22 protein-coding genes are annotated in these 24,491 nt (G+C 61.0%); 21 read left to right on the top strand and 1 reads right to left on the bottom strand.

Annotation, left to right across the window (positions count from 1 at the left end):
• The first annotated feature begins 55 nt into the window (after window positions 1–55).
• From rpmB to DBY20_05230, 14 genes are all read left to right on the top strand, one after another.
• On the top strand, window positions 56–247 hold the full coding sequence (rpmB, locus tag DBY20_05295) for a 50S ribosomal protein L28 (GenBank protein PWL79281.1): 192 nt from the start codon (window positions 56–58) through the stop codon (window positions 245–247).
• A gap of 83 nt (window positions 248–330) precedes the next feature.
• Window positions 331–738 (top strand): hypothetical protein, encoded by a 408-nt coding sequence (locus DBY20_05290; protein PWL79280.1) that lies wholly within the window; start codon window positions 331–333, stop codon window positions 736–738.
• Window positions 738–2,048, top strand: a complete 1,311-nt coding sequence (locus tag DBY20_05285) for a histidine--tRNA ligase (GenBank protein ID PWL79279.1) — start codon at window positions 738–740, stop codon at window positions 2,046–2,048. The genes DBY20_05290 and DBY20_05285 overlap by 1 nt, the downstream gene beginning before the upstream one ends.
• Window positions 2,049–2,201: 153 nt before the next feature.
• Complete coding sequence (locus tag DBY20_05280; GenBank protein ID PWL79432.1) at window positions 2,202–3,959, top strand: aspartate--tRNA ligase; 1,758 nt, start codon at window positions 2,202–2,204, stop codon at window positions 3,957–3,959.
• Window positions 3,960–4,637: 678 nt separating this feature from the next.
• Window positions 4,638–6,365 carry a proline--tRNA ligase gene (locus DBY20_05275; GenBank protein ID PWL79431.1) on the top strand — a complete coding sequence of 576 codons (1,728 nt, stop codon included), beginning with the start codon at window positions 4,638–4,640 and terminating at the stop codon, window positions 6,363–6,365.
• Window positions 6,366–6,472: 107 nt separating this feature from the next.
• Window positions 6,473–6,904, top strand: coding sequence for a 30S ribosomal protein S16 (locus tag DBY20_05270; GenBank protein PWL79278.1), 432 nt, complete (start codon window positions 6,473–6,475; stop codon window positions 6,902–6,904).
• Window positions 6,905–6,907: 3 nt separating this feature from the next.
• Entirely contained in the window at window positions 6,908–7,162 is a 255-nt protein-coding gene (locus DBY20_05265; GenBank protein ID PWL79277.1) for a KH domain-containing protein, read from the top strand.
• A gap of 7 nt (window positions 7,163–7,169) precedes the next feature.
• Window positions 7,170–7,685 (top strand): 16S rRNA processing protein RimM, encoded by a 516-nt coding sequence (locus tag DBY20_05260; protein ID PWL79276.1) that lies wholly within the window; start codon window positions 7,170–7,172, stop codon window positions 7,683–7,685.
• On the top strand, window positions 7,682–8,413 hold the full coding sequence (locus DBY20_05255) for a tRNA (guanosine(37)-N1)-methyltransferase TrmD (protein ID PWL79275.1): 732 nt from the start codon (window positions 7,682–7,684) through the stop codon (window positions 8,411–8,413). Before DBY20_05260 ends, DBY20_05255 begins: the two co-directional genes overlap by 4 nt.
• A 70-nt stretch (window positions 8,414–8,483) precedes the next feature.
• Complete coding sequence (lepB, locus tag DBY20_05250; GenBank protein PWL79274.1) at window positions 8,484–9,017, top strand: signal peptidase I; 534 nt, start codon at window positions 8,484–8,486, stop codon at window positions 9,015–9,017.
• A gap of 46 nt (window positions 9,018–9,063) precedes the next feature.
• On the top strand, window positions 9,064–10,002 hold the full coding sequence (gene glyQ / locus DBY20_05245; GenBank protein PWL79273.1) for a glycine--tRNA ligase subunit alpha: 939 nt from the start codon (window positions 9,064–9,066) through the stop codon (window positions 10,000–10,002).
• Window positions 10,002–12,083 carry a glycine--tRNA ligase subunit beta gene (locus DBY20_05240; GenBank protein PWL79272.1) on the top strand — a complete coding sequence of 694 codons (2,082 nt, stop codon included), beginning with the start codon at window positions 10,002–10,004 and terminating at the stop codon, window positions 12,081–12,083. Before glyQ ends, DBY20_05240 begins: the two co-directional genes overlap by 1 nt.
• 7 nt (window positions 12,084–12,090) lie before the next feature.
• Window positions 12,091–12,972, top strand: coding sequence for a kinase/pyrophosphorylase (locus DBY20_05235; GenBank protein ID PWL79271.1), 882 nt, complete (start codon window positions 12,091–12,093; stop codon window positions 12,970–12,972).
• Between the two features lie 114 nt (window positions 12,973–13,086).
• Window positions 13,087–15,474, top strand: coding sequence for a phosphoenolpyruvate synthase (locus DBY20_05230; GenBank protein ID PWL79270.1), 2,388 nt, complete (start codon window positions 13,087–13,089; stop codon window positions 15,472–15,474).
• 232 nt (window positions 15,475–15,706) lie between these two features.
• On the opposite strand, the gene DBY20_05225 is transcribed toward DBY20_05230, so the two are convergent.
• Window positions 15,707–16,006, bottom strand: coding sequence for a DNA methyltransferase (locus DBY20_05225; GenBank protein PWL79430.1), 300 nt, complete (start codon window positions 16,004–16,006; stop codon window positions 15,707–15,709).
• Window positions 16,007–16,244: 238 nt separating this feature from the next.
• On the opposite strand from DBY20_05225, the gene DBY20_05220 reads away from it, so the two are divergent.
• The 7 genes from DBY20_05220 to accB all read left to right on the top strand — a co-directional run bounded on the left by DBY20_05220 (window position 16,245) and on the right by accB (window position 24,481).
• The gene (locus DBY20_05220; GenBank protein PWL79269.1) at window positions 16,245–16,592 is read left to right on the top strand and encodes an Asp23/Gls24 family envelope stress response protein; all 348 of its coding nucleotides are present in this window, start codon (window positions 16,245–16,247) and stop codon (window positions 16,590–16,592) included.
• Window positions 16,593–16,629: 37 nt separating this feature from the next.
• Window positions 16,630–18,255 carry a Dak phosphatase gene (locus DBY20_05215; protein PWL79268.1) on the top strand — a complete coding sequence of 542 codons (1,626 nt, stop codon included), beginning with the start codon at window positions 16,630–16,632 and terminating at the stop codon, window positions 18,253–18,255.
• 18 nt (window positions 18,256–18,273) lie between these two features.
• Window positions 18,274–19,161 carry a hypothetical protein gene (locus DBY20_05210; protein PWL79267.1) on the top strand — a complete coding sequence of 296 codons (888 nt, stop codon included), beginning with the start codon at window positions 18,274–18,276 and terminating at the stop codon, window positions 19,159–19,161.
• Window positions 19,161–21,320 carry an ATP-dependent DNA helicase RecG gene (locus DBY20_05205; GenBank protein ID PWL79266.1) on the top strand — a complete coding sequence of 720 codons (2,160 nt, stop codon included), beginning with the start codon at window positions 19,161–19,163 and terminating at the stop codon, window positions 21,318–21,320. Before DBY20_05210 ends, DBY20_05205 begins: the two co-directional genes overlap by 1 nt.
• A complete protein-coding gene (gene rsmD / locus DBY20_05200) occupies window positions 21,202–21,915 on the top strand; it encodes a 16S rRNA (guanine(966)-N(2))-methyltransferase RsmD (GenBank protein PWL79265.1) in 714 nt (237 codons plus the stop codon). The genes DBY20_05205 and rsmD overlap by 119 nt, the downstream gene beginning before the upstream one ends.
• A gap of 2 nt (window positions 21,916–21,917) precedes the next feature.
• Window positions 21,918–22,400: a pantetheine-phosphate adenylyltransferase gene (locus DBY20_05195; protein ID PWL79264.1), complete on the top strand. Its 483-nt coding sequence runs from the start codon at window positions 21,918–21,920 to the stop codon at window positions 22,398–22,400.
• A gap of 224 nt (window positions 22,401–22,624) precedes the next feature.
• Window positions 22,625–24,481, top strand: coding sequence for an acetyl-CoA carboxylase biotin carboxyl carrier protein (accB, locus tag DBY20_05190; GenBank protein PWL79263.1), 1,857 nt, complete (start codon window positions 22,625–22,627; stop codon window positions 24,479–24,481).
• Window positions 24,482–24,491: the final 10 nt, after the last annotated feature.

Genomic DNA, 24,491 nt, shown 5'->3' with positions numbered 1-24,491 from the left:
ACGCTCAATCCGCATGGAAATCCGGCGTAAGCCGTTTGTAGCAAGGAGAACGAAGATGTCGAAGGTATGCGAGGTCTGCGGAAAGCATCCGGCAGCAGGCCGCAATGTCAGCCACTCCCACCGTGTGACCAACAGGGTCTTTCGTCCCAACATCCAGAAGGTCACCATCAAGGACGCCAAGGGCCACGTTCGCAAGGCAAACGTCTGCACGAGCTGCTTGAAGGCCGGCAAGGTCACCCGCGCCTAGTCTTCGTGCATATACGCGTTACCTCGAGAGGCCCTGATGGGCCTCTTTTGCGTACATGACCATCATCTGCAAAGGAGCCATGCATGAGTAGTTTTCAGGAAACCGCCAAAGAGCTCATCGACAAGGGCAGCGAGTTCGTGTCAGGGCTTGCGTCGACGGCGGGTGATGTAGCGGCTAAGGCCAAGATCAAGATGAAGATCGCCGACTTGGTGCTTGAGGAGAACAAGCTCATGCAGCAGCTAGGCCGCGATGTCTACGAGCAACTGTCGGATGATGCGGCGTTTCGCGCATCGCATGCCGAGCTCATAGCTCGCATCGAGGAAAATGCCGCTCACAAGCAGGCATACGAGGACGAGCTTACGACCATGAGCGCGACCGTCGAGGACGCGCAAGGCTCGGATGACCCGCAGCCCATCGATGTCGATGCCATCGTCGTGAGCGACGAGCCTGTCGCAAGCGGAGACCAGACGAATGAAAGGGACGGCAAGTAATGCGATACAAGGCACCGAAAGGCACTCAGGATCTTATCTTCGACCGCGCAGGTGCGTGGCTCGAGTTCGTCGCTCGTGCGAACGAGGTGTTTTCCGCTTATGGCTACGAGCCCATCCAGACGCCGGTTTTCGAGAGCACCGAGCTCTTCACGCGCAGCGTGGGAGAGACGAGTGACGTTGCCAGCAAGGAGCTCTTCTCGGTACGGTCGATGGGGGCCATGCAGGCAATGCGCGAGGGTACCACGCTCAAGAGCGACCAGGTCCTCTCGCTGCGCCCCGAGGGCACGGCGGGTGTCGTGCGCGCCATCGCCGAGCACGCCCTCGTGCCGCAAGGTGCGGCTCCGGCAAAGCTCTGGTACGCAGGCCCCATGTTTCGCGCCGAGCGCCCGCAGAAGGGTCGCTATCGCGAGTTCAGACAGGTGGGCGTCGAGTGCCTTGGCGCCACCGAGCCAATTGCCGATGCCGAGATGATCATCATGTGCATGCGCTTTTTCGCCGCGCTCGGCATACCCGCCGAGCAGATGACGCTGCTCATCAACTCGATGGGTGACGAATCGTGCCGTCCGGCCTACACGCAGGCGGCACGCGATTACGAGGCCGAGCACGCCGAAGAGCTCTGCGATGAGTGCAAGCGCCGTATCGACGCCAATCCGCTGCGCTCCTTCGACTGCAAGAACGAGGCGTGCAAGCGCGTCATGGACGATGCCCCGCGCTTTTCGGACTACCTGTGCGAAAGCTGCTCCGATCGCTTCGAGCAGGTCAAATCGTGCTTGAACGCCGCCGGTATCTCGTACATGGAAGATCCCCGTCTCGTCCGTGGCTTCGATTATTACACGGGCACCGTCTTCGAGGTGCAGGTCACGGCTGGTCTGGGAACGCAGACTGCCATCGGTGGCGGTGGTCACTATGACAAGCTCATGGGCGAGATCTCGGGCAAGGACTTGCCGGGCCTCGGCTTTGCCGTTGGCTTCGAGCGCATCCTGCTCGTACTCGAGGAGCTCGGCATCGATCTTGCGCCCGAGAGTCGTCCCTTCGTCTACGTCGCGCTCGCAGATGCCGCACTTGCCGAGGACGCTTTCGCCATCGTGCAAGCGCTGCGTGATGCGGGCATCGCCGCGCAGATGGACATGCAGGGCCGCTCGCTCAAGTCGCAATTCAAGGTTGCCGGCAAGACACAGGCAGCTTACGTGCTTGTCATCGGCCCCGATGAGCTGGCTTCCGGTACGTGCACGGCACGCAACATGAACACGCACGAGGAGACGTCTGTGTCACTCGATACCATTGCCGAGGATATGGCGCGCTTGCTCTAGGTGCGCTTGGCGAAATGCCCCTCGCGCGGGGTTGTCGCTTGTTTCATAATAGCTAATTTATGAGTAAGAAGGACGCGGTCCTCCACTGTCTATGGCGGATCGCATGATGAAGGAGGGCATACAGTGCCTGAGGATTTTGCAAACGAGTACTCCATGCACACGCACACCTGCGGCGAGCTGCGCCGCAAGGACATCGGCCAGACGGTGACGCTTACCGGCTGGGTCGCCCGCAGGCGTGACCACGGCGGCCTCATCTTCGTCGATTTGCGCGATCGCACGGGCATTACGCAGGTCGTCTTCGATCCCGATACCGCCAAGGATTGCTTCGAGCTGGGCGAGAGGATGCGTCCCGAGTGGGCCATCGAGGTTACCGGCTTCGTGCGCGAGCGTCCCGAAGACACCGCCAACCCCGACCTGCCCACGGGCGAGATCGACGTGGTCGTGAACGAGTGCACGATCCTCAACGAGTCCGCCACACCACCCTTCCCGCTTGATGACGATATCGACACCGACGAGCTCACGCGCATGAAGTGGCGCTATCTCGACATGCGCCGTACGCCCGTGGCCGATGCCTTGCGTCTGCGCGACACCGTCACCTGGTCGATTCGCAATGCCCTGCACGAGCGCCTCTTCATCGAGGTCGAGACCCCCATTCTGGGCAAGTCCACCCCCGAGGGCGCCCGCGACTTCATCGTGCCGTCCCGCACCAATCCCGGTCACTTCTACGCGCTTCCGCAATCGCCGCAGCTCTTCAAGCAGCTCACGCAGATTGGCGGCATCGAGCGCTATTACCAGGTCGCGCGTTGCTTCCGCGACGAGGACCTGCGCGCCGATCGTCAGCCCGAGTTCACGCAGGTCGACATCGAGATGTCCTTCGTCACCGAAGACGACGTCATGAACATGATGGAAGACGTGCTCGCCGAGGTCTTCAAGGCCGTCGGCATCGACGACGTGAGCTTCCCGCTCGACCGCGTGCCCTACGCCGAGGCCATGGCCCGCTATGGCACCGACCGCCCGGACCGCCGTTTTGGCATGGAGCTCATCGATATCTCCGATATCGTCAAGGACTGCGGCTTCAAGGTCTTCTCCGGCGCGCTTGCCAATGGCGGCGTCGTCAAGGCCATCAACGCCAAGGGTGCGGGCGATTGGCCGCGTGCACAAATCGACAAGCTGGGCGACCTGGCGCTCGAGTGGGGTGCCAAGGGTATGGCCTGGATCCAGTTCCGCAGCGAGGGCAAGGTCAATAGCCCCATCACCAAGTTCTTCAGCGACGATGAAATCGAGGCGATCAAGACGGCGCTCGACGTCGAGCCGGGCGACCTCGTCATGCTCGGTGCCGACAGCGCGACCGTCGTCAACGAGGTCCTGGGCAACATGCGCCTGCACATGGCACATGCCATGAACCTCATCGAGCCAGGCACGCATGACCTGTGCTGGGTCGTGAACTTCCCGATGTTCCGCTACGACGAGGACGAGAAGCGCTATGCCGCCGAGCACCATCCGTTCACGCGCGTGCGCGACGAGGACCTCGACAAGATCGAGAGCGATCCGCTTGCCTGCGGCAGCTACTCCTACGACATCGTCATGGACGGCTTCGAGATGGGTGGCGGTACCATTCGTATCCACCAGCCCGAGCTGCAACGCCGCATTCTGCGTCAGATCGGCATGACCGACGAGCAGATCGACGAGCAGTTCGGCTTCCTCATCACCGCACTCGGCTTTGGCGCACCGCCTCATGGCGGCATCGCGCTCGGCCTGGACCGTCTGGTCATGCTCATCGGCGGCTATGCGTCCATCCGCGATGTCATCGCCTTCCCCAAGACGAGTTCGGGTGCCGATCCGATGACGGGCGCACCCGGCGAGGTGAGCCGTCGCCAGCTCAAGGAAGCCAACATCAGCATCAATCTCTAGTTTTTCGCTTTCACATCGAGGACGCCCCGGACTCATATTGCTCCGGGGCGTCTTCGTGCTTTGCGGTGCCTGGCTTGGTCTCGTTGCAGTGATCGCCTCTCTGTCTCGGTCGTGCGTTTTGCCGTTGGCGGCCGTGCCGTATTTGCACGGGGTGTCCGTTTGCGGCAACAGCGGCATCATGACGCCGTTGAGCGGGTACGATGTTCGTGACTCCGCCCAAGGCTCAAATCTTTATTCTAAAATCAGAATAAATAACCGCTCTCGTTGCTGTTAAGGTGTGCCTGCTTTTATTGGATGCCAAGTAAAGGAGTACGTAATGGCTTGCAATCACACCTACCGCGACTACACCAAGATGACCGTCGAGGAAATGGTTTCCTACATCGCTCAGGACGGCAAGATTCAGAGCACCTTCTCCGAGGACAACTACCGTGACGGTGCACTGGCTTGCTCCGTGCGCGGTGCTTTCGTGGGCAACGAGGAGCGATAAGCGCGTTTCGAAGGCAAACGGATTCCTGCGCCGAAGGTCTGGATTCGGCATCGAAGCCGTGGGAGAGGGGCAGATGCATTGCATCTGCCCCTTTTGCGTGGATATGGCTTTCATTGCAGTTGTGCCTACGTGGTACCATGTGCGACATATGTTTCGAGCACGAGCGCAAGCGAGGGTACAACATGAGCATCATGCGTATGAGCAAGACCTATTGTCCGACATTGAAGGAAGATCCTGCCGGAGCGGATATCGCAAGCCACAAGCTGCTGCTCCGCGCGGGCATGATTCGTCAGATGGGATCGGGCACCTACACCTTCTTGCCACTAGGAATGACCGTGCTCAACAAGGTGCAGGACATCGTGCGCGAGGAGATGAACGCGACCGGCGCCCAGGAGATCCTCATGCCCATCTTGCAGCCTGCCGAGCTCTGGCACGAGTCGGGGCGCTGGGATGATTACGGTCCCGAGCTCATGCGCGTTACCGACCGCCACGAGCGCGAACTGTGTCTGGGCCCCACCCACGAGGAGCTCATCACCGACCTCGTGCGCGACGAGCTGCGTAGCTACAAGGACCTTCCTTGCACGCTGTGGCAGATGCAGGTGAAGTTCCGCGACGAGATGCGTCCGCGCTTCGGCCTGTTCAGGACGCGCGAGTTCGTGATGAAGGACGCGTACAGCTTCAACGCCGACGAAGAATCGCTTGACGAGAGCTATCGCGATATGGAGGTCGCCTACGCGCGTGTCTGCGAGCGGCTCGGCCTCGAGTATCGCATGGTCGAGGCCGATTCTGGCCAGATCGGCGGCTCGGAGACCTGCGAATTCATGGCGCTGGCCGATGCCGGCGAGTCCGACCTCGTGCATTGCACCTGCGGATTCGCGGCAGACGCCGAGGCGGCAAACGTGGGCGTGACGATGGCGCTCGGCGAGGAGCGCGCACTCGAGAAGATCGAGACGCCAGGCGTGCATACCATCGGCGATCTTGCGGGCTTCCTCGACGTGCCCGAGAACGCGACCGTCAAGGCCCTATCGGGCACCGGTGCCGACGGCAAGATCTATGCCCTGTTCATCCCCGGTGACCACGAGCTCAACGACATCAAGGCCGAGAAGGCCATCGAGGGCTGGCGTCTGCTCACGGACGAGGAGATGCTCGAAGCGGGCTTGCACAAGGGCTCGATGGGTCCCGTCGATTTGCCGGAAGGCGTTGTCTGCATCTGCGATGCCGCGCTCGAAGGCACGCATGCCTGGGCCGTCGGTGCCAACGAGGATGGCTACCACTTCCTGGGTGCCGAGCCCGGTCGTGACTTCACGCCGGATGCGTGGATCGATCTCGTGCTCGCCGAGCCGGGCGACCTGTGTCCTGTCTGTGGCAAAGTCCTCTCGGGTTCGCGTGGCATCGAGGTGAGCCAGGTCTTCAAACTTGGCACGAAGTACTCCGAGGCCATGAACGCCACGTACATGGATGCCGATGGTGTCGAGAAACCCTACGTCATGGGCTGCTATGGCATTGGCGTGACACGCTCGATGGCGGCTGTCGTCGAGCAGCGCAACGACGAGAACGGCATGTATTGGCCCGTGAGCATCGCGCCTGCGCAGGTATGCGTCATTCCCCTCCAGATGGGCGATGACCTCGTCGAGCCCCTTGCGTCCAAGCTCGCCGACGAACTCGAGGCCGCGGGCATCGAGGTCGCCCTTGACGACCGTGACGAGCGCGCCGGCGTCAAGTTCGCCGATGCCGACCTTATCGGCTGGCCATATCAGCTGATCATTGGCAAACGTGGTGCGCAAAACGATATCGTGGAGTTCAAGGACCGCGCGACGGGCGAGAAGGTCGAGCTCGATACGAGCGAGGCCGTCTCGCACATCATACGCACGGTGCACGATGCGCTTGCCGCTCTCGAGCCCGTGACCACCTCGATGTAGAAAAAACCTATTCCATCGCGTGAAGTTTGCGTTACAATGTCGGTTCGTGCGCGACCCGTCATCGCGCCAGGTCTCAATTTCACGCCTGCAATGGGTGCAGGCGATAGATTGAAGGAGAAGTTTTGGTAGTCATCCGTCTGGCACGTCATGGTGCCCACAAAGCCCCGTTCTATCGCATCGTGGTCGCCGATCAGCGCAAGAAGCGCGACGGTCGTATCATCGAGCAGGTCGGCACCTACGACCCCGCGGGGGATCCTTCGATCATCGATCTCGATGTCGCCAAGGTCGATGAGTGGATTGCCAAGGGCGCTCAGCCGTCCGACCGCGTTGCCAAGATCATCGCGAGCGTGAAGAACGAGCCGCTGCCCGAGAAGCTCGCTCAGCGTATCGCCAACAAGACCGAGGCCAATCGCATCGCCGCCGAGGAAGCCGCCAAGAAGGCCGCCGAGGAGGCAGCTCGCAAGGCAGCCGAGGAAGCCGCCGCTGCAGCTGAGGCCGAGGCCGAAGAGGGCGAGTCCGAAGAGGCCGGAGAAGAGTAGGCCATGGTCGAGTCGTTCGAAGACGTCACGCAGCTCGTCCGTACGCTCGTCGAGCAGATTGTCGAGAATCCCGAGGCGGCGACCGTTACCGGTACCGACCAGGAAAACGGCGAGCTGTTCATCGAGATCGAGGTCGACGAGAGCGATATCGGCAAGATCATCGGTCGTCAGGGCCGTATCATCAAGGCGATTCGCACGCTTGCTCGCGCTGCTGCCTCGCAAGACGGTTTCCGTGTCGAGGTCGAGCTCGCCGAGTAGCAGCTGTATGTCTCGTACAGAATACGAACTTGTTGCCCGTGTCGGTAAGGCACGCGGGCTTGAGGGGGAGGTTACGGCCACGACGGCCGGCAACCTTCCCTTTTCCGTCTATGAGGGCTTGCACGTTCACGTCGTCCCGCCCACGTTGCAGGGCCCGCGCGAGCTTGATGTCATATCGGTGAGCGAAGGTGCGGGCAATACCTACCAGCTGCGCTTCGAGGGCATTGACACGATCGATGCCGCCGAGCAGATTGCCGGACGCTTTCTTCTGGCTGACGTGCGCAATCTCGAAGGCCTCGATAATCCCCTGCTCGAGATTGGACGCACGGTCGTTGACGAGCGTCATGGCGAGCTTGGCGAAATACGTGAGGTCATCGAGACAGCCGCCCATGACGTGTGGGTCATTGACGGTCCGTATGGGGAGGTGCTCGTCCCGGTCGTGGACGAGGTCATCGTCTCGTATCCCGAAGCTGCGGACGAGGCCATTCGTACGCGCGTCATGGACGGTTTGATCGAGTCATGATTGTCGAGACGCTCTCCGTTTTCCCCGAGATGTTCGAAGGGGTCATGTCAAGCTCCATACTTGGCCGCGCCCGCAAAAAGGGCATACTCGACTTTCACGCCTATGACCTACGTGATTGGACTCATGACAGGCACCGCACGACCGATGACGAGATTTACGGGGGAGGGGCCGGACTGCTCATGTGCTGCCCACCCATTTTCGAAGCCATCGAGAGCATCTGCTCGACGGGCCCCAAGCCTCACGTCATCTTCTTCACGCCTACGGGCCGTCCCTTCAACCAGGATATGGCCGCCGAGCTTGCGGGCTATGAGCGCCTGCTCATGGTATGCGGGCGTTACGAGGGTATCGACGAGCGTGCCTATACGCTTGCGGATCGCTGCATCAGCCTCGGTGATTACGTTTTGACGGGCGGCGAGCTTGCTGCCATGGTCGTTACCGATGCGGTGTGCCGTTTGCTTCCCGGTGCGTTGGGAGATGAGAACAGCGCCGTCGAGGAGTCCTTTGCCGACAACCTTCTCGAGTTTCCGCAGTATACGCGACCCGCTGTCTATCGGGATATGGAGGTGCCCGAGGTGTTGCTCTCGGGCAATCACGGGGCGATTGCGGCATGGCGCCGACGTGCCGCCATCGAGAGGACGGCTCTGCTGCGCCCCGACATGCTCGATGCCGCCAAGCTCACGGACGAGGAACGAGCGTACGCAGATACCATTCGTTCCGATTCTGACTGAGATACCGGTCTGGTCGCGCTATCATATACGCTTACATGTTTGTTTTTGAGGGAAGGAAAGGGGTGCATTCGTGAAGAAGAACTCGCCATTACGCCTGGTCATCGAGATACTTCTCATCATCGTGGTTGCCGTTGGCCTGGCCACGCTCTTCACGCGTTTTGTCATGCAGCCCTACGAGATTCCCTCCGGCTCGATGGAGCAGACCATCGAGATAGGCGATCGCGTCTTTTCCGAGAAGCTGAGCTACGCCTTCGGCGAGCCTGCCCAAGGCGACATCATCACCTTCGAGGATCCGTCCGACCCAGAGCGTGTGCTCATCAAACGTGTCATCGCCACGGGCGGTCAGACGGTTGACCTGCGCGATGGCGCCGTATATGTGGACGGCGTACGCCTCGACGAGCCGTACACGCAGGGCAAGCCGAGCAACGACTTGAATTCGGGCATCCAGTATCCCTATGTGGTACCCGAGGGCTATGTTTGGGTCATGGGAGACAATCGCACGAACTCCGCGGACAGCCGCGCCTTTGGCGCCATCAACACGGAAGACATAACGGGACGTGCCGTGTTCAGGTACTGGCCCCTCGACCGCATCGGCACATTGTAGAAGCAAGCAGACCATATCGCATGGTACGCACGATTGGATAGAGAGCATGCTGACCTTTCAAGACATCATTTTGACCCTGCAACAGTACTGGGCAGACCAGGGCTGCGTCATCTTGCAGCCATATGACTCCGAGGTGGGGGCGGGCACCTATCACACCGCGACGGCGCTGCGCGCGCTCGGTCCCGGTGCCTGGAAGACGGCATACGTGCAGCCGTGCCGTCGCCCGACCGACGGTCGCTATGGCGCCAACCCCAATCGCATGCAGCACTACTATCAGTTCCAAGTCATCCTCAAGCCCTCTCCCGATGACGTCCAGGAGCTCTACCTCGGCTCCCTGCGCGCCATCGGCATCGAGCCGCATCAGCATGACGTGCGTTTCGTCGAGGACGACTGGGAAAGCCCCACGCTGGGTGCCTGGGGTCTGGGCTGGGAGGTCTGGCTCAACGGCATGGAGGTCACGCAGTTCACGTACTTCCAGCAGGTCGGTGGCATCGAGTGCGATCCCGTTCCCGCCGAGATCACGTACGGCCTCGAGCGCCTCGCCATGTACATCCAGGGCGTTGACAGCGTTTACGACCTTGTCTGGAGCAAAGGGCCTGATGGCTCGATTTTCACCTATGGCGACGTCTTCTACGAGAACGAGCGCGAGCAGAGCGCATATGACTTCGAGTTCGCCGATGTCGATATGCTCTTCGCGCGCTTCGATGCTTCCGAGCGCGAGTGCATGCGCCTGCTCGACTTGGGGTTGCCGCTTCCCGCCTACGATTGCGTCATGAAATGTAGCCACGCCTTCAATCTGCTCGATGCGCGCGGCGCGATCTCGGCGACCGAGCGCATGGCCTACATCCTGCGCGTGCGCACGATGGCAAAGGCCTGCTGCGAGTCCTATCTCGAGCATGTGATCGAGAAGGGCGGCGCCTACATCGCCTCGCAGGATGGCCCGCGCGAGCTAGACGGCGACGCCGAGAAGGAGGGGGTCGCATAATGAATGCATCCAAGCTTGTCCTCGAGATCGGAACCGAAGAAATTCCCGCCATGCCCCTCTATGCGGCAACGCGTGATCTTGCCGATGCGGCACAGCACGCCCTCGACGAGGCACGCGTCGCCCACGGCGAGGTCGTCACCTATTCAACGCCACGTCGCATGATTCTCGTGGTCGAGGACCTTGCCGACGCAAGCGAGGCGCTCTCCATGCGCGCCAAGGGCCCCGCCGCCGCGATCGCCTTCGACGATGATGGCAAGCCCACGAAGGCTGCCGAGGGCTTTGCCCGTGGCAAGGGCGTTGACGTCTCCTGTCTCGTGCGCGAGGCGGACGAGAGCGGCAAGGAGTATGTGTACGCCTTGGTCGAGGAGCCCTCCCGCAAGACGGCGGATATCCTGCCCGACCTGCTTGCCGGCCTCATTGCAGGCATCAGCTGGCCCAAGTCGCAGCGTTGGGGCAGCGGTCATGTCACCTTCTCGCGTCCCGTGCGCTGGCTCATGGCCCTGTATGGCGACGAAGTCGTGCCCGTCGAGTATGCCGGTCTGGTTGCGGGCCGCATCTCGCGCGGCAACCGCCTCATGGCCGACCGCGAATTCGAGTTTGCGAGTGCCTCCGACTTGCCGGCCGCCTACGAGGAGATGAAGGTCATTCCTAGCGCGAAGAAGCGTGCGCAGGCCATTCGCGGTCAGATCAACGCCATCGAGGCCGAGACGGGCCTCAAGGCTGACACCCCCAAGGGCACCTTCGACGAGGTCGTGAATCTCGTCGAGTATCCCACCGTCATGCTCGCGCACTTCGACGAGCGTTTCCTTGACGTCCCGCCCGAGATCATCACCGACGCGATGCTCGAACATCAGCGCTACTTCCCGATGTACCAGCCCGATGGCACGCTCGACAACGCGTTTCTCATCGTGAGCAACGGTGATCCCGCCTACACCGAGACCATCGTCGCAGGTAACGAGCGCGTCGTGCGCGCCCGTCTCGACGATGCGGCCTTCTTCGTGGTCGAGGATCGCCGTGAGCCGCTCGAGAGCTACGTCGATGGCTTGAAGCGCGTCGTGTTCCAGGAGAAGCTCGGAAGCGTCTACGACAAGACCATGCGCATCGTGAAGAACGCCGAGGCCGTCTGTGACGCCGCCAGCATCACGGGTGCCGAGCGCGATGACGTCGTGCGCACTGCGCTGCTGTGCAAGGCCGACCTCATCACCAACGCGGTCGTCGAGTTCACCTCCCTGCAGGGCATCATGGGCGGTCACTATGCGCGCTTCTCGGGCGAGACGCCCGAGGTCGCCCTCGGCATCACCGATCACTATCGCCCGCGTTTTGCCGGCGACGAGCTGCCGCGCAACCTTGCGGGCACCGTCACCGCGTTCTCCGACAAGCTCGATACCGTCTGTGGCATCTTCGCGATTGGCGCGGGGCCCACGGGTTCTTCCGATCCCTTCGCGCTGCGTCGCGCCGCCATCGGCATCATCAACATCCTGCTCGATGGCCTCGACGTCTCGCTTGCCAAGCTCATTGACGTTGCGCTCGATAATTATCGCGACGTGGTCGATTTCGACTTCGACGAGGTGCGCGAGCAGGTGCGCGCCTTCTTCGCGACGCGTCTCGAGGTCATCGCACGCGACCGCGGCTACGCGCCCGATTGCATCGCCGCCGTCATGGCGACGGGAATGTTCGAGCCTGCCGAGACGCTGGCGCGCATCGATGCGCTTCAGACAGCGCGTAACGAGCAGCCCGAAGTCTTCGAAAACCTGGCGACGGCTTACACGCGCGCGGCAAATCTTGCCGATGCCTCCCTTGGTTGCGATGCTGACACATCGATCATGGAGGCACAGGAGCTTGCGCTGGCCGATGCCGTTACTACTGCCCGTGACGCGGTTACGGCCGCCCTTGCGGATGGCGCTCATCTTGATGCCATCGAGGCGCTTGCAAGTCTGCGCACGCCCATCGACAACTTCTTCGACGCCGTGCTCATCATGGATGACGACGCGGCCTTGCGCGAGATGCGTCTGCGTCTGCTCAACAGCTTCGTTGCCGTGTTCGCCAACGTGGCCGATATCGGCAAGATGGCCAAGAAGTAGGCACGTCATGGGCGATATGCCTACGCTGCCGACCATCCATGTCATCAGTGACTCGATGGGCAATACGGCCAAGACCATCGCTCGCTCGGCGGCAAGCCATTTCGGCGAGCTCGACCCGAATATCACGGTGCTTCCGTACGTCAGGTCCTTCGACCAGATTCGCTCGTTTCTCGAGGAAGAACAACGCTTGCATCGCCAGATGTACAACGACGATCGAATCATCGTCTACTACACCCTTGTCATTCAGGAGCTGAGGGATGCGCTGGAATCGTATCTTGCAGACCATCCCAACATTTACGCTGTCGACGTCCTGTCGGATTCCATTGCGGTCATCGAACAGGTGAGCGGCAAGACCCACAATCCCGCTCCCGGCGAACAGCACAAGATCAACGATCAGTACTTTCAGCGTATCGAGGCAATCGAGTTCACCGTCTCCCACGATGACGGTCTGCTCACGCAAGACCTGCCCGAAGCCGACATCGTGATTCTCGGCGTCTCCCGCACGAGCAAGACGCCGACGTCCATCTATCTGGGGCAGCAGGGGTACAAGGTTGCAAACGTTCCTCTTGTCGAGGGTCTCGAGCTTCCCAAAGAAGTCTACGAAGTTGACCGCGAGCGTCTCTTCGGCCTCATAACCGATCCCTCCGTGCTCGTTGGCGTGCGCAAGACGCGTATGGGTGGCCAATTGGGGCAGTCGAGGTATGCGGACATCGATGCCGTGACGTTGGAGCTCGACCGCGCGCGTACCATCATGCGCGGGCTCGGTTGCGTCATCATCAACACGAAAGACCGTGCTATCGAGGAGACGGCACAAGAGATACTGCGCCATTACAATGCCGCATTCCCCCGTATTCCGTCTCCCCACGGCTCGTTCGTTCTTCCCGTGTAGGGTCATGGACCAAAGGCGTTTCAAATACCCTATAATATCGAACATTGGAAACGGGGATTCTCGCACTTTGCAATGCACCGCTTCCTCTCCGACATGAAAGAAAGGATAGGCAAGATGGATCGTGACAAGGCATATGTTCTCTGGTTCGACGAGCTTCGCCGCGAGGACGTCGAGATCGTAGGCGGAAAGTCCTCTTCTCTGGGCGAGATGACTTCGGAGACCGATGTCCCCGTACCCTATGGCTTTGCCACCACGGCATACGCATACCGTCAGTTCATGGAAAGGACGGGCCTCGACAAGGAAATCCGCGAGGAGCTCAAGAAGCTCACGGACGTCGAGGACTCCGCGCTGCTGCGTGAGGTGACCGACAACATCCGTGCCATGATCGTCGCCGAGGAGATGCCGGCAGACATCGTCGAGGCCATCAAGGACGCTTACGCCGAGCTCGGCAATAAGATGCACGTGGATGATCCGTTCGTCGCCGTGCGCTCTTCTGCCACTGCAGAAGACCTTCCCGATGCCAGCTTTGCGGGCCAGCAGGACACCTACCTCAACGTGCACGGCCCCGATATGGTCGTGCAGAAGATCAAGGAGTGCTACGCCTCCACCTTCACCGACCGCGCTACCTACTATCGCGAGAAGACGGGCTTCGATCACCTGTCCATCGCGCTTTCCGCGACCGTCCAGATGATGGTCTTCTCCAAGGCCGCAGGCGTCATGTTCTCGCTCGATGTCACCAACGGCAATGACAAGGTCGTCACCATCGAGGGTTCCTACGGTCTGGGCGAGATGGTCGTGCAGGGCGCCGTCACGCCCGACAACTTCGTCGTTGACAAGGCAACGGGTGAGATTACGCGTCGCATCATCTCGGACAAGCACATCAAGATGATTCGCAAGCCCGAAGGCGACGTCGAGGAAGTCGACGTTCCCGCCGATGAGCGCAAGCAGCAGGTCATTACCGACGAGCAAATCAAGGAGCTCGCAGACTACGCCAAGCAGCTCGAGAAGCACTACGGCTGCTACATGGATATGGAGTGGGGCATCGACGAGCGCGATGGCAAGGTCTGGCTGCTCCAGGCGCGCCCCGAGACGGTCTGGTCGCGCAAGAAGGCCGACGGCGAGGTTGCCGATGAGGCAGATGACGCCGCAACCGAGAACCTTGACGTTATCGTGACCGGTCTGCCGGCCTCTCCCGGCAAGGTCGCCGGCAAGGCGCACGTCATCACCGATCCCGCCCTCATCGACGAGTTCAAGGACGGCGAGATTCTCGTCACCACGATGACCGCTCCCGACTGGGTGCCCGCCATGCAAAAGGCGCTTGCCATCGTCACCGATGCCGGTGGCATGACCTGCCACGCCGCCATCGTCAGCCGCGAGATGGGCATTCCCTGCATCGTCGGCACGGCGAGCCGCTCACAAGAGGCCACGGCCTCGATCCAGGACGGCCAGGAGATCACGGTCGATGCCTCCAACGGCACCGTGTACGCCGGTATCGTCAAGAGCATGGTCTCCGAGGCACCTGCTGCTGACGCCGCACCTGCCGCCGCGGCTTACGTGGCTCCTGTCACGGGCACCAAGATTTACATGAACCTCGGTAATCCCGATCTTGCCGAGAAGCATGGCAAGCTCCCGTGCGATGGCGTGGGCCTCATGCGCGAGGAGTTCATCTGGACCACCTTCATCCACGAGCATCCCATGCATCTCATCGAGACCGGCCGCGCCAACGAGGCTGTCGACATGCTCGCCGAGGGCATGCGCAAGGTCGCGAGCGCCCTTTCCCCGCGCCAGGTCGTGCTGCGCCTCTCCGACTTCAAGTCCAGCGAGTACCGTGGTCTTGCCGGTGGCGACAAGTACGAGCCCGAGGAGCCCAGCGCACTGCTCGGCTGGCGTGGCGCGTCGCGTTACTACGATCCCAAGTACCTTCCGGCCTTCAAGCTCGAGCTCCAGGCCATCAAGAAGGTTCGTGACGAGTACGGCTTCAAGAACCTCCAGGTCATGATTCCGTTCTGCCGCACCGTCAAGGAAGCCGAGATCGTCACGGGCATCATGGCCGAGGAGGGCCTGGTGCGCAGCCCGGACTTCAAGATCTGGCTCATGGCCGAGATTCCCAGCAACATCATCATGGCCGATCAGTTCAACAAGTTTGTTGACGGCTACTCCATCGGTAGCAACGATCTCACCATGCTGATTCTGGGCCTCGATCGCGACAACGAGATTATCCAGGACGTCGCCGACGGCCGTGACCTCGCCGTCAAACGCGCCATCCGCCATCTTATCGAGGTCGCTCACAGGGATGGCAAGACCGTGTCCATCTGCGGTCAGCTCCCGAGCATCTATCCGGAGTTCTGCGAGTTCCTCATCAAGAGCGGCATCGACTCCATCTCGGTCAATCCGGATGCGGTCATCCACACCAAGCAGATTGCGGCTCAGATCGAGCACAAGATGATGCTCGACAAGCTCACGGGCCGTGGCAAGGAAGAGGCCGAGGACCTCACCTGGTAAGCAATCCAGCTTCACCACATCGAGCAGGAGAGGGGCGACCGCATTGCGGCCGCCCCTTTTTTTTATGTGCCAAGGACGCACGTGTCAGGGGGTCTGACCCCTTGGCATATGCATCGTGTTGGGGCTGATGGCCCGGAGAGGGTAGGGCCGAGGTTTAAGGGAGCGCACCGTTAAGACCGCGAAGCGGGCCGTCGGGAAGCGACCATCGAGGCCCCCCGGACCATCAGACTCGCTATATATCCCACTGGTACGTGCGCATGTCAACGTGGCCGTCGTCTTTGAGCTCGACGCCCTCTTCGGTCAGGAGCGCAGCCTGCTCGTTCCAACCGGGCACAAGACGACCTACGGCGTTTACGACGCGATGGCAGGGATACTCGCCGTAGAACTGCGATTCCTTGAGCACCTTGCCCACGAGGCGCGCGTTCTTGGGCCTGCCGATGAGTCGGGCAATTTGCCCGTAAGTCGCGACGCAACCTGAGGGAATCTCGGCAACGGTCTCGAGAATCTCATAGACGAGATCATCGTCGAGCACATGACCGTTGCTTGAGCTTCGTGCTTCGCGAGAGAATATCTCCTCGAAATCCAATTAGACCCTCCTGCAAATGAATGGGCTGCGGCCAGCGAACAGGCGCGCAATGACCGAAGCATCTATACGCTGCTGCCCATTTTCTAGAAAGTATACGCAAAATTGCACGGCTCACTGTGAACGAAGTGTCGCCTGAATTACAATTACCGCATCTGTGTAATCTCAACCATGAAGGAGCTTGCATATGGCTGACGCTATTGCTGGCGAACTGACCATCGCCGAGGATGTCATCACCGACTTGGCCGGTTATGCCGCCCTCGAGAGTTATGGCATCGTGGGCATGGCCGCCCCGACGCTTTCCGATGGAATTGCCAAGCTGCTGCCCGCGAGTCGCCTGCGTCGCGGTATCAACGTCGAGAGGACCGATGATGCCATCGACATCGACCTGTACGTCATCATCGAGCACGGGACCAATCTCGCCGAGGTGAGTCGCATGCTCGCCGACAAGGTCAAGTTCACGCTCGAGGATGGCGCGCAATTGCCCGTTCGCAATGTGAACGTCCACGTGCAGGGCGTGAAGGTTCGCGATTAGCAGCTTGTAGGATTCGATACTCAACAGGGATATATCCATGAACATTGACGATATTCGCACATGCATCGCCACCGCTTCCGCAGAGCTGTCTGCGCGCAAGGAAGAGATCAACCGCCTCAACGTCTTTCCGGTGCCCGATGGCGATACGGGAACGAACATGTCGCTGACGATGGAGTCTGTGGCTCGTGAGGTTGCTGCCTTGCCGTTGAATGCCGATGGCGCCGCCCTGTGCAAGGCCGTAACGCACGGCTCGCTCATGGGCGCACGTGGCAATTCGGGCGTCATAACGAGTCAGATTCTGCGCGGCCTTTGCGAGGGACTTGTGGATGCCACCGAGTACAGCACCGAGACCATTGCCCGCGCGATGGCACGTGCCGTCGAGGTTGCCTTCCAGGCCGTACGTAAGCCGGTAAAGGGCACGATCCTCACCGTACTCGAGGATTGTGCCGCCGTTGCGCAGCAAGCCTACGAGGAGGGACTCGACGTTACCACGACGCTGCATGCCATTTCGGACGAGGCTCTTGCTTCGGTCAAGCGTACGCCGGAGCTTCTGCCCGTTCTCAAGGAGAATGGCGTTGTCGATTCGGGCGGTTTTGGCCTGGCCATTCTTACCCAGAGCTTCATCGCCGCGTTGACTGGCGAGCAAGCCCACCTTGCCTCTGCCGAGGATTTTACGCATGCCGAGGCGAAGGTCGCCATCGAGCATGTACGTGACTGGGCGGGTTCGGACTACATGTACTGCACAGAGTTTCTCCTACACAGCGACGAAGTCGATACGGTCGAGGCACTCGAGTTTCTCGCGTCTGTCGGGGATTGCGAGCTGCTTGTGGGCGCTCACCCCGACTTCAAGGTGCACGTGCACACGGACACGCCGGGTACGGTGCTTACCTACATGACGGATCGCGGTCAGGTCTCCGAGGTCTTCATCCACAACATGGTGCTCGAGAGCGAGGAGCGTGCCGATGGCATCGCTGCCGATGAGGCATCACGCCAGCCCGCCGAACGCAAGCCCATAGCGTTTATCGCCGTTGCCGCGGGTGAGGGCATGGCTAACATTTTGCGATCCCTCGGTGTTGACCATGTCGTTTCCGGCGGTCAGACCATGAATCCCTCGACGAAGGACCTGCTCGATGCCATCGAGCAGGTAAACGCCGACTCGGCCATCCTGCTTCCCAATAACAAGAACATCATCATGGCCGCCAACGCCGCTGCTGATAATGCCGATATCCCGTGCAGGGTCGTTCCCACAAAGTCAACGCCCGCGTCGTTTTCCGCAATGCTCGTCGCAAGTCCGGAAGGTGACCTCGATGAAATCGCCGAGGCCATGACCGAGGCGCTCGACGAGGTCAAGTGCGGCGAGGTGACAACCGCCATCAAGGACTCCAAAACTTCGGATGGTCACGAGATTCATCCGGATGACGTTATCGGTATCGCCGACGGCTCGCTCGATGTTGTGGGCAAGAGCGTCGAGGAGGTTACGCTCGCCCTCATCGACGAGCTTAACGATGACCTCGACTCGCTCACGCTCCTTGCGGGAGAGGATTTTGCCCAAGAGGATTTCGAGAAGCTCGTCGAACAGGTCGAGGAACTGTATCCCGACCTTGAAGTCGATGCGCAACGCGGTGAGCAGCCGCTGTATCCCATCGTTTTCTCGATCGAATAGGACCGGATAATTCAGGAGATGCAGATGGAGAAGATAGCGATCGTTACCGATAATTCATGCGATGCGTCTGATGCCGAGCTTGCCGAGCTTGGTGTCGAGTGTGTGCACCTCAGGGTCATCGAGCCCGACGGCACGCATTTTCCCGAGGACAACACCGTCGAAAATATCGAGGCCTTCTACGATTACATCGTCGATTGCGACGAGCTGCCCTCGACGTCCATGCCACCGCTGCTTGACTTCGCCCAGCTTTACACCGACCTTTCCCTTGCCGGCTACACGCACGTGATTTCCCTGCACATCTCGTCGCGCATGTCGGGGACCGTCCATACCGCCCGTATGGCCGCCGAAAGCGCTCCCATCCCCGTCGAGGTCATTGATACGCGTTGCAATACCGTCGCCCAGTTCCTTTTCGTGCGTCGTATTGCGCAGTTGCGCGAGTACGGTCTGAGTTTCGACGAGCTGGTCGAGGCCGCACACGAGCTTGTGGGAAAAACGAGTATCTGCTTCATGCTCGACAAGCTTCGCAATCTCGTCAAGGGGGGCCGCACCGGCAAGGCGACCGGTCTTGCCGCGGCCTTGCTCAAGATCAAGCCGCTTCTCACGGTCGATCCGGAAGGCGAGGTCGAGATGTTCGGCAAGGCCAAGTCACCCAAGCGCGCCGTCACCAAGCTCGTGCAGCGCTACAAGGAGCTCGAAGAGCACCTCGGGCCACTCGAGTGCTGTTTTGCCCATACGCGCAACATGGGTGGCGTTGATGACTTGCGCGAGGCCATGATCGAGGCGGGCATCAAGCTGGTTGAGGTCGGCGTGCGCATGGTTGGTCCTGTCATCACGACGCATGTCTCGACCGGCTGTTTCGGCTTTGCGTACATCCCGCAAGACGAGCGGGTACTAGGGCTTGCATAATGACATCACGCGGGGATTCCGACTTTCTGCTTGATTGCGATGTCGGCAAGATACGTGCCGTGAGTCCTGCACGCGCGAAGAACCTCTCCAAGCTCGGTATCTCAACGGTGCGGGGATTGCTCGAGAACTACCCACGCCGCTACATAGACCTTTCCAACGTCGAGACAGCCGCCCGCGCTTCCATCGGCCAGTTCGTGACCGTTGTGGGCACGGTCGATGAGGTTGTCGAGAAACAACCGCGCAGGCGCCTGCATATCCTCGAAGTGTCCGTCTTCGACGGTACGGGCGTCATCATCGCCACCTGGTTCAGGCAGCCCTGGATGGCTGCCAAGTTCGAGCGTGGCATGCGCGTCGCGTTTTCGGGGAAGGTCACGTTCGAGTACGGGTTCAAGCGCATGGCCAATCCCTACGTCGCCTTCTTGGGCGAGCCGGGTCAGGAGCAGACGCGCCTTGTCCAAATGCTCGCCGTGCACCCGGCTACCGAGGGCATCTCGACAACGTGGATGCGCCGCTTCATCGCAAACGCGCTTGAGCAGACGGCGGATATGAGCGACCCGCTTCCCGTCGCCTTGCGGCTCAAGCATAGGCTCATCGGCAAGAAGGCGGCCCTGCGCCAGATTCACTTTCCCGAGAACCGCACGCAGATGCTTCAGGCTCGCAAGCGCCTGGCTTACGAGGAGGTCTTGCGCCTGCAAATCGAGATGATGCGCTTGCGCCGTGCCGAGACACGCGATGGCGAGCCGACTGCCCACGTGCCAGGGCAACGGATGGATGAGCTACGCGCGCAGCTCCCGTATACACTCACAAGCGAGCAAGAGCAGGCCATTGCAGACATCGTGGATGATATGACCGCACCGCGCAGCATGAACCGGATGCTCCTGGGAGATGTTGGTACGGGCAAGACCATCGTCGCGGCCTTCGCCTTGGCGCTCAGTGCCGACAGCGGATGCCAGGCGGCCATGATGGCGCCGACCGAGGTGCTTGCGCGCCAGTACGCGAGCAAGCTCGGCCCACTCTTCGATGCGGCGCACATCAGCTGGGGCATCCTCACGGGAGCGACCGATTCCGAGGAGCGCGAGCGGCTCCTGGAAGAGGCGCAAGATGGCACGCTCCAAGTGCTCTTCGGGACACATGCCCTCATCGAGCCCACGGTGAGTTTCGCGCATCTCTCGCTCGTCATCATCGACGAACAGCACCGCTTCGGTGTCAACCAGCGTGCGGCCCTGCGCATGAAGGGGCCAGGCTGTGACCTACTCGTCATGACGGCTACCCCCATTCCACGCACGCTTGCGCTCACCCTATACGGTGACCTCGAGACGAGCTACATACGCACGCGCCCGGGCAACGTTCAGCCAACGCATACGGAGCTCATCTCACGCGACGCGCGGGGAAGGGCCTACGAGGCGATCAAGGAGGCCCTTGCACAGGGGCGGCAGGCCTATGTCATCTGCCCGCTCGTGGGTTTGACGCGCGAACGCAGGGCCGAGCGCATCGAGGACGGATCGCTTTTTGCCTCGCTCGCGAACGGAAGCGATATCTCCGATCCCAAGGCCGCTGAGGAGGAAGCCGCTCGTCTGCAGCGCGATGTCTTCGCGGGCTACCACGTTGGGCTGCTTACGGGTCGCATGAACGCGGAGGAGAAACAGCGGGCCATGGATGCCTTCAATGTGGGCGATATCGACGTGCTCGTTGCCACGACGGTTGTCGAGGTGGGTGTGGACGTCCCCAACGCGACGATGATGCTCATAGAGGATGCCGAGCGCTTCGGCCTCTCGCAGTTGCATCAGTTGCGTGGACGCGTGGGACGCGGTGCGTATCCGGGGACGGTCTTTCTCGTGGCAGACCCTGGCAAGGACGATGTCGATATGCGAGCACGCCTCGATGCTTTCGTGAGTACGACGGATGGCTTCGAGCTTGCAGAGGCGGATTTGCGCACGCGTCACGAGGGTGACGTGCTCGGCAGTAGGCAACATGGTGCCGAGACGCTCAAGCTCGTCAACGTCATCGATGACGCGCAGCTCATCGCCTGCGCGCATGCAGATGCGCTCGAGATCCTCGATGCCGATCCGGATCTCGTCGCGGCCGAGCACAAGGCGCTTGCCGCCGACATCGAGCGGACATTCGCAAATCTGGACGAGACGACGAGCAGGGGAGCGTAGCATGCGCATTGTCGCTGGTGAGTTCAAGGGCCGCATCATCGAAAGCCCGAGCGAGAAGACGACGCGTCCGACGACCGATCGCGTGCGCGAGTCCATCTTCTCGTCCATCTACTCACGTCTGCCCGAGCTTGCCGCCGTGGATGTCCTCGATGCCTTTGCGGGCAGTGGTGCCCTGGGTATCGAAGCGCTTTCGCGTGGTGCGCGCAGTTGTACCTTCATCGAGCGTGACCGTGCCGCCCGTGACGTGCTTGAGCGAAATCTCGCTTCCCTTTCCCTGAAGGCGCCACGCGTGCGCGTCATTGCCGCTGACAGCTTCGATGCCGTCGCGCAGCTTGCGCCTCATGGCCCCTTCGGGCTCGTCCTGCTTGATCCGCCCTATGCCGAGGTGCCCGCGCGTGTCCACGAGCTACTTGGTGAGCTCATCGATTACGGGAAGCTCGTCCAAGGGTGCGTCATCGTCTACGAGCACGCCCTGCAAGGCAAGGAGGCCGTTGCCGAAGAGTTCGGCATAGACAGGCGCTTCGTGCTCGATGGTCAGAAGAGATATGGCAAAATCGGCGTGACGTACCTGAAGTTCCACGATCGCGAGGATTAGGCATGCATAAGCTCTTGGTTCCCGGAACCTTTGACCCCATCACCTTTGGCCACCTGGACGTCATTCGACGCGCGAGCTGCATGGCCGACGAGGTCATCGTCGGCGTCGCCGCATCGCAGGGCAAGCGTGGCGGAACGCTTTTCACGCTCGACGAGCGCATCGAACTTGCCCGCGAGGTCACGGCGGAGTTCGCCAATGTCGAGGTTGTCGGCTTCGATAACCTGCTCGTTGATTTCGCGACCTCCATTGGCGCCACCGCTATCGTCAAGGGCCTGCGTGCGACGACGGACTTCGAGTACGAGTTCCAGATGGCCATGCTCAACTTCCGCCTTGCCCCCGAGCTGGAGACCCTCTTCGTCATGTCATCCCCCGATTACATGTACGTCTCCTCGTCCATTGCCAAGGAGCTCGCCTCGTTGGGTGGCAGCACGGAGGGCATCGTTCCCCCGATCGTGGGAGAGGCCCTCGCCAAGCGCCTGGGGTAGGATGAGGCGGGACGACATGGAAGGGGCACCGCCTCGACGGTCGCTTCCCGACAGCCCGCTTCGCGATCTTTACGGCGCGCTCCCTTAAACCTCGGCTCAACCCCTTCCATGTCGTCCCGCCTCATCCGTGCGCACAAGCGCTGCTGCTTCGTATATAATCAAAGGCTCTATAGCTAAACCTGGGCTCATGCGAGCCCATGCAACTTGAGAAAAGGAGGCGATACGTGAAACCTTTGCACATCATGGACACGACCTTGCGTGATGCCCACCAGTCACTGTGGGCGACGCGCATGGAGACGGGCGACATGCTCCCCATCCTGTCAAAACTCGATCAAGTCGGGTATTGGTCCATTGAGATGTGGGGCGGTGCGACATTCGATACCTGTCTGCGCTTCCTCGACGAGAATCCCTGGGATCGTTTGCGCGTCGTCAAGCAACACTGTCCCAACACGCCGTTGCAGATGCTCACGCGCGGACAGAACCTCATCGGCTATCATCACTATTCACGTGATATCGTCAATCGCTTCATCAAGGCCGCCCATCGTAACGGCATCGATGTCTTCCGCGTCTTCGACGCACTTAACGATATCCGCAATGTCATCGACAGCGCCGAGGCGCTCAACGAGTGCGGTGCCCATTTCGAGGGCGCCATCAGCTACACCATGAGCCCGGTGCATACGCTTGATTCCTACATCGAGTATGCCTCCGAGCTCAAGGCGCTTGGCGCCAAGTCCATTTGCATCAAGGACATGGCGGGCATGCTCACGCCGTATCGTACGGAGCGCCTGGTCAACGCCCTCAACCAAGAGGTGGGCCTGCCCGTTCACGTGCATTGTCACTACGTGGGTGGCATGGCCCCGGCCAACTACATCAAGGCTGCCGAGGCCGGTGCCTCGATTGTCGACACCGCATCCGCACCGCTCGCTTTCGGCAACTCCCAGCCGGCCGTCGAGATGATTGTCGCCGCGCTCAAGGAGTCCGAATACGATACGGGCCTCGACCTTGACCTCCTCTTCGAGATTTCGGATTACTGGGAGGAAATGCGCATCAAGAAGGGCTTTAAGCGCGGCATTTCCACGCTTTCGCATATGCGCGTCTACAGCCATCAGGTTCCCGGTGGCATGATGAGCAACCTCGTGAGCCAGCTCGAGATTCAGAAGGCGTCCAATCGCATGGACGAGGTTCTCAAGGAGATTCCCCGCGTACGCGCCGAGGTCGGCTATCCGCCGCTTGTCACGCCCATGTCGCAGATCGTCGGCACGCAGTCTGTTTTCAACGTGCTCACCGGCAAGCGCTGGTCGGTCATCTCCAAGGAGATGAAGGACTACATCGCCGGTTACTACGGCAAGGCACCCGGCAAGATCGATCCCGCAATCCAAAAAGCCGTGCTCGGCGACGAGCAACCGCTCGCCCCGGACGTTGCCCCGGGCTCGCTTGTCACGACGACCTACGACGAGCTTGCCGAAGAACTCGGGGATCTCGCCAAGAGCGAGGAAGACGTCCTCATGTACGCCATGTTCCCCAACGAGGCACGCCAGTTCCTCGAGAAACAGCGCAAGATCGAGAATACAAACTTCTTAATGAACGATGCCGTGAGCATCACCAAGGAGGAGGACTACGTGGACATCGCACAGATTCGTGACCTCGTGAAGCTCGTCGAGGAGTCCGGAGTCGGAGAGATCACCGTCGAGGAAGCCGGCGCCAAGGTCACCATTCGCACCCCGGGCATGCAGCCTGCTGCCTACGCCCCGGCCCCCGTCATGCCCCAGGCCGCTTCGGCGCCTGCTGCGGCGGAGGCTCCCGCACCCGCTGCCGCTTCGACGCGACCGGCGAGTTGGAAGCCCGTTACCGCCCCGATGGTCGGCACCTTCTACGCCGCGCCTTCGCCCGACGCCGATCCCTTCGTGACGGAGGGCGCAACGGTCGGCGCAGGCGAGACGCTGTGCATCGTTGAGGCCATGAAGCTCATGAACGAGATCGCCGCCGAGGAGGCGTGCGTCGTGCGCGAGGTCTGCATCGACAATGCCGCGCCCGTCGAGTTCGGCACCGTCATGTTCTACGTCGAGCCCACCGCCGAGTAGGAAAGGCCCG

The sequence above is a fragment of the Coriobacteriia bacterium genome, from assembly GCA_003149935.1.
In the GTDB taxonomy this organism is placed as follows: Bacteria; Actinomycetota; Coriobacteriia; order Coriobacteriales; family QAMH01; genus QAMH01.
The sequence above is the reverse complement of the archived record's forward strand: the minus strand, read 5'-3'. Positions and strand labels throughout refer to the sequence as shown.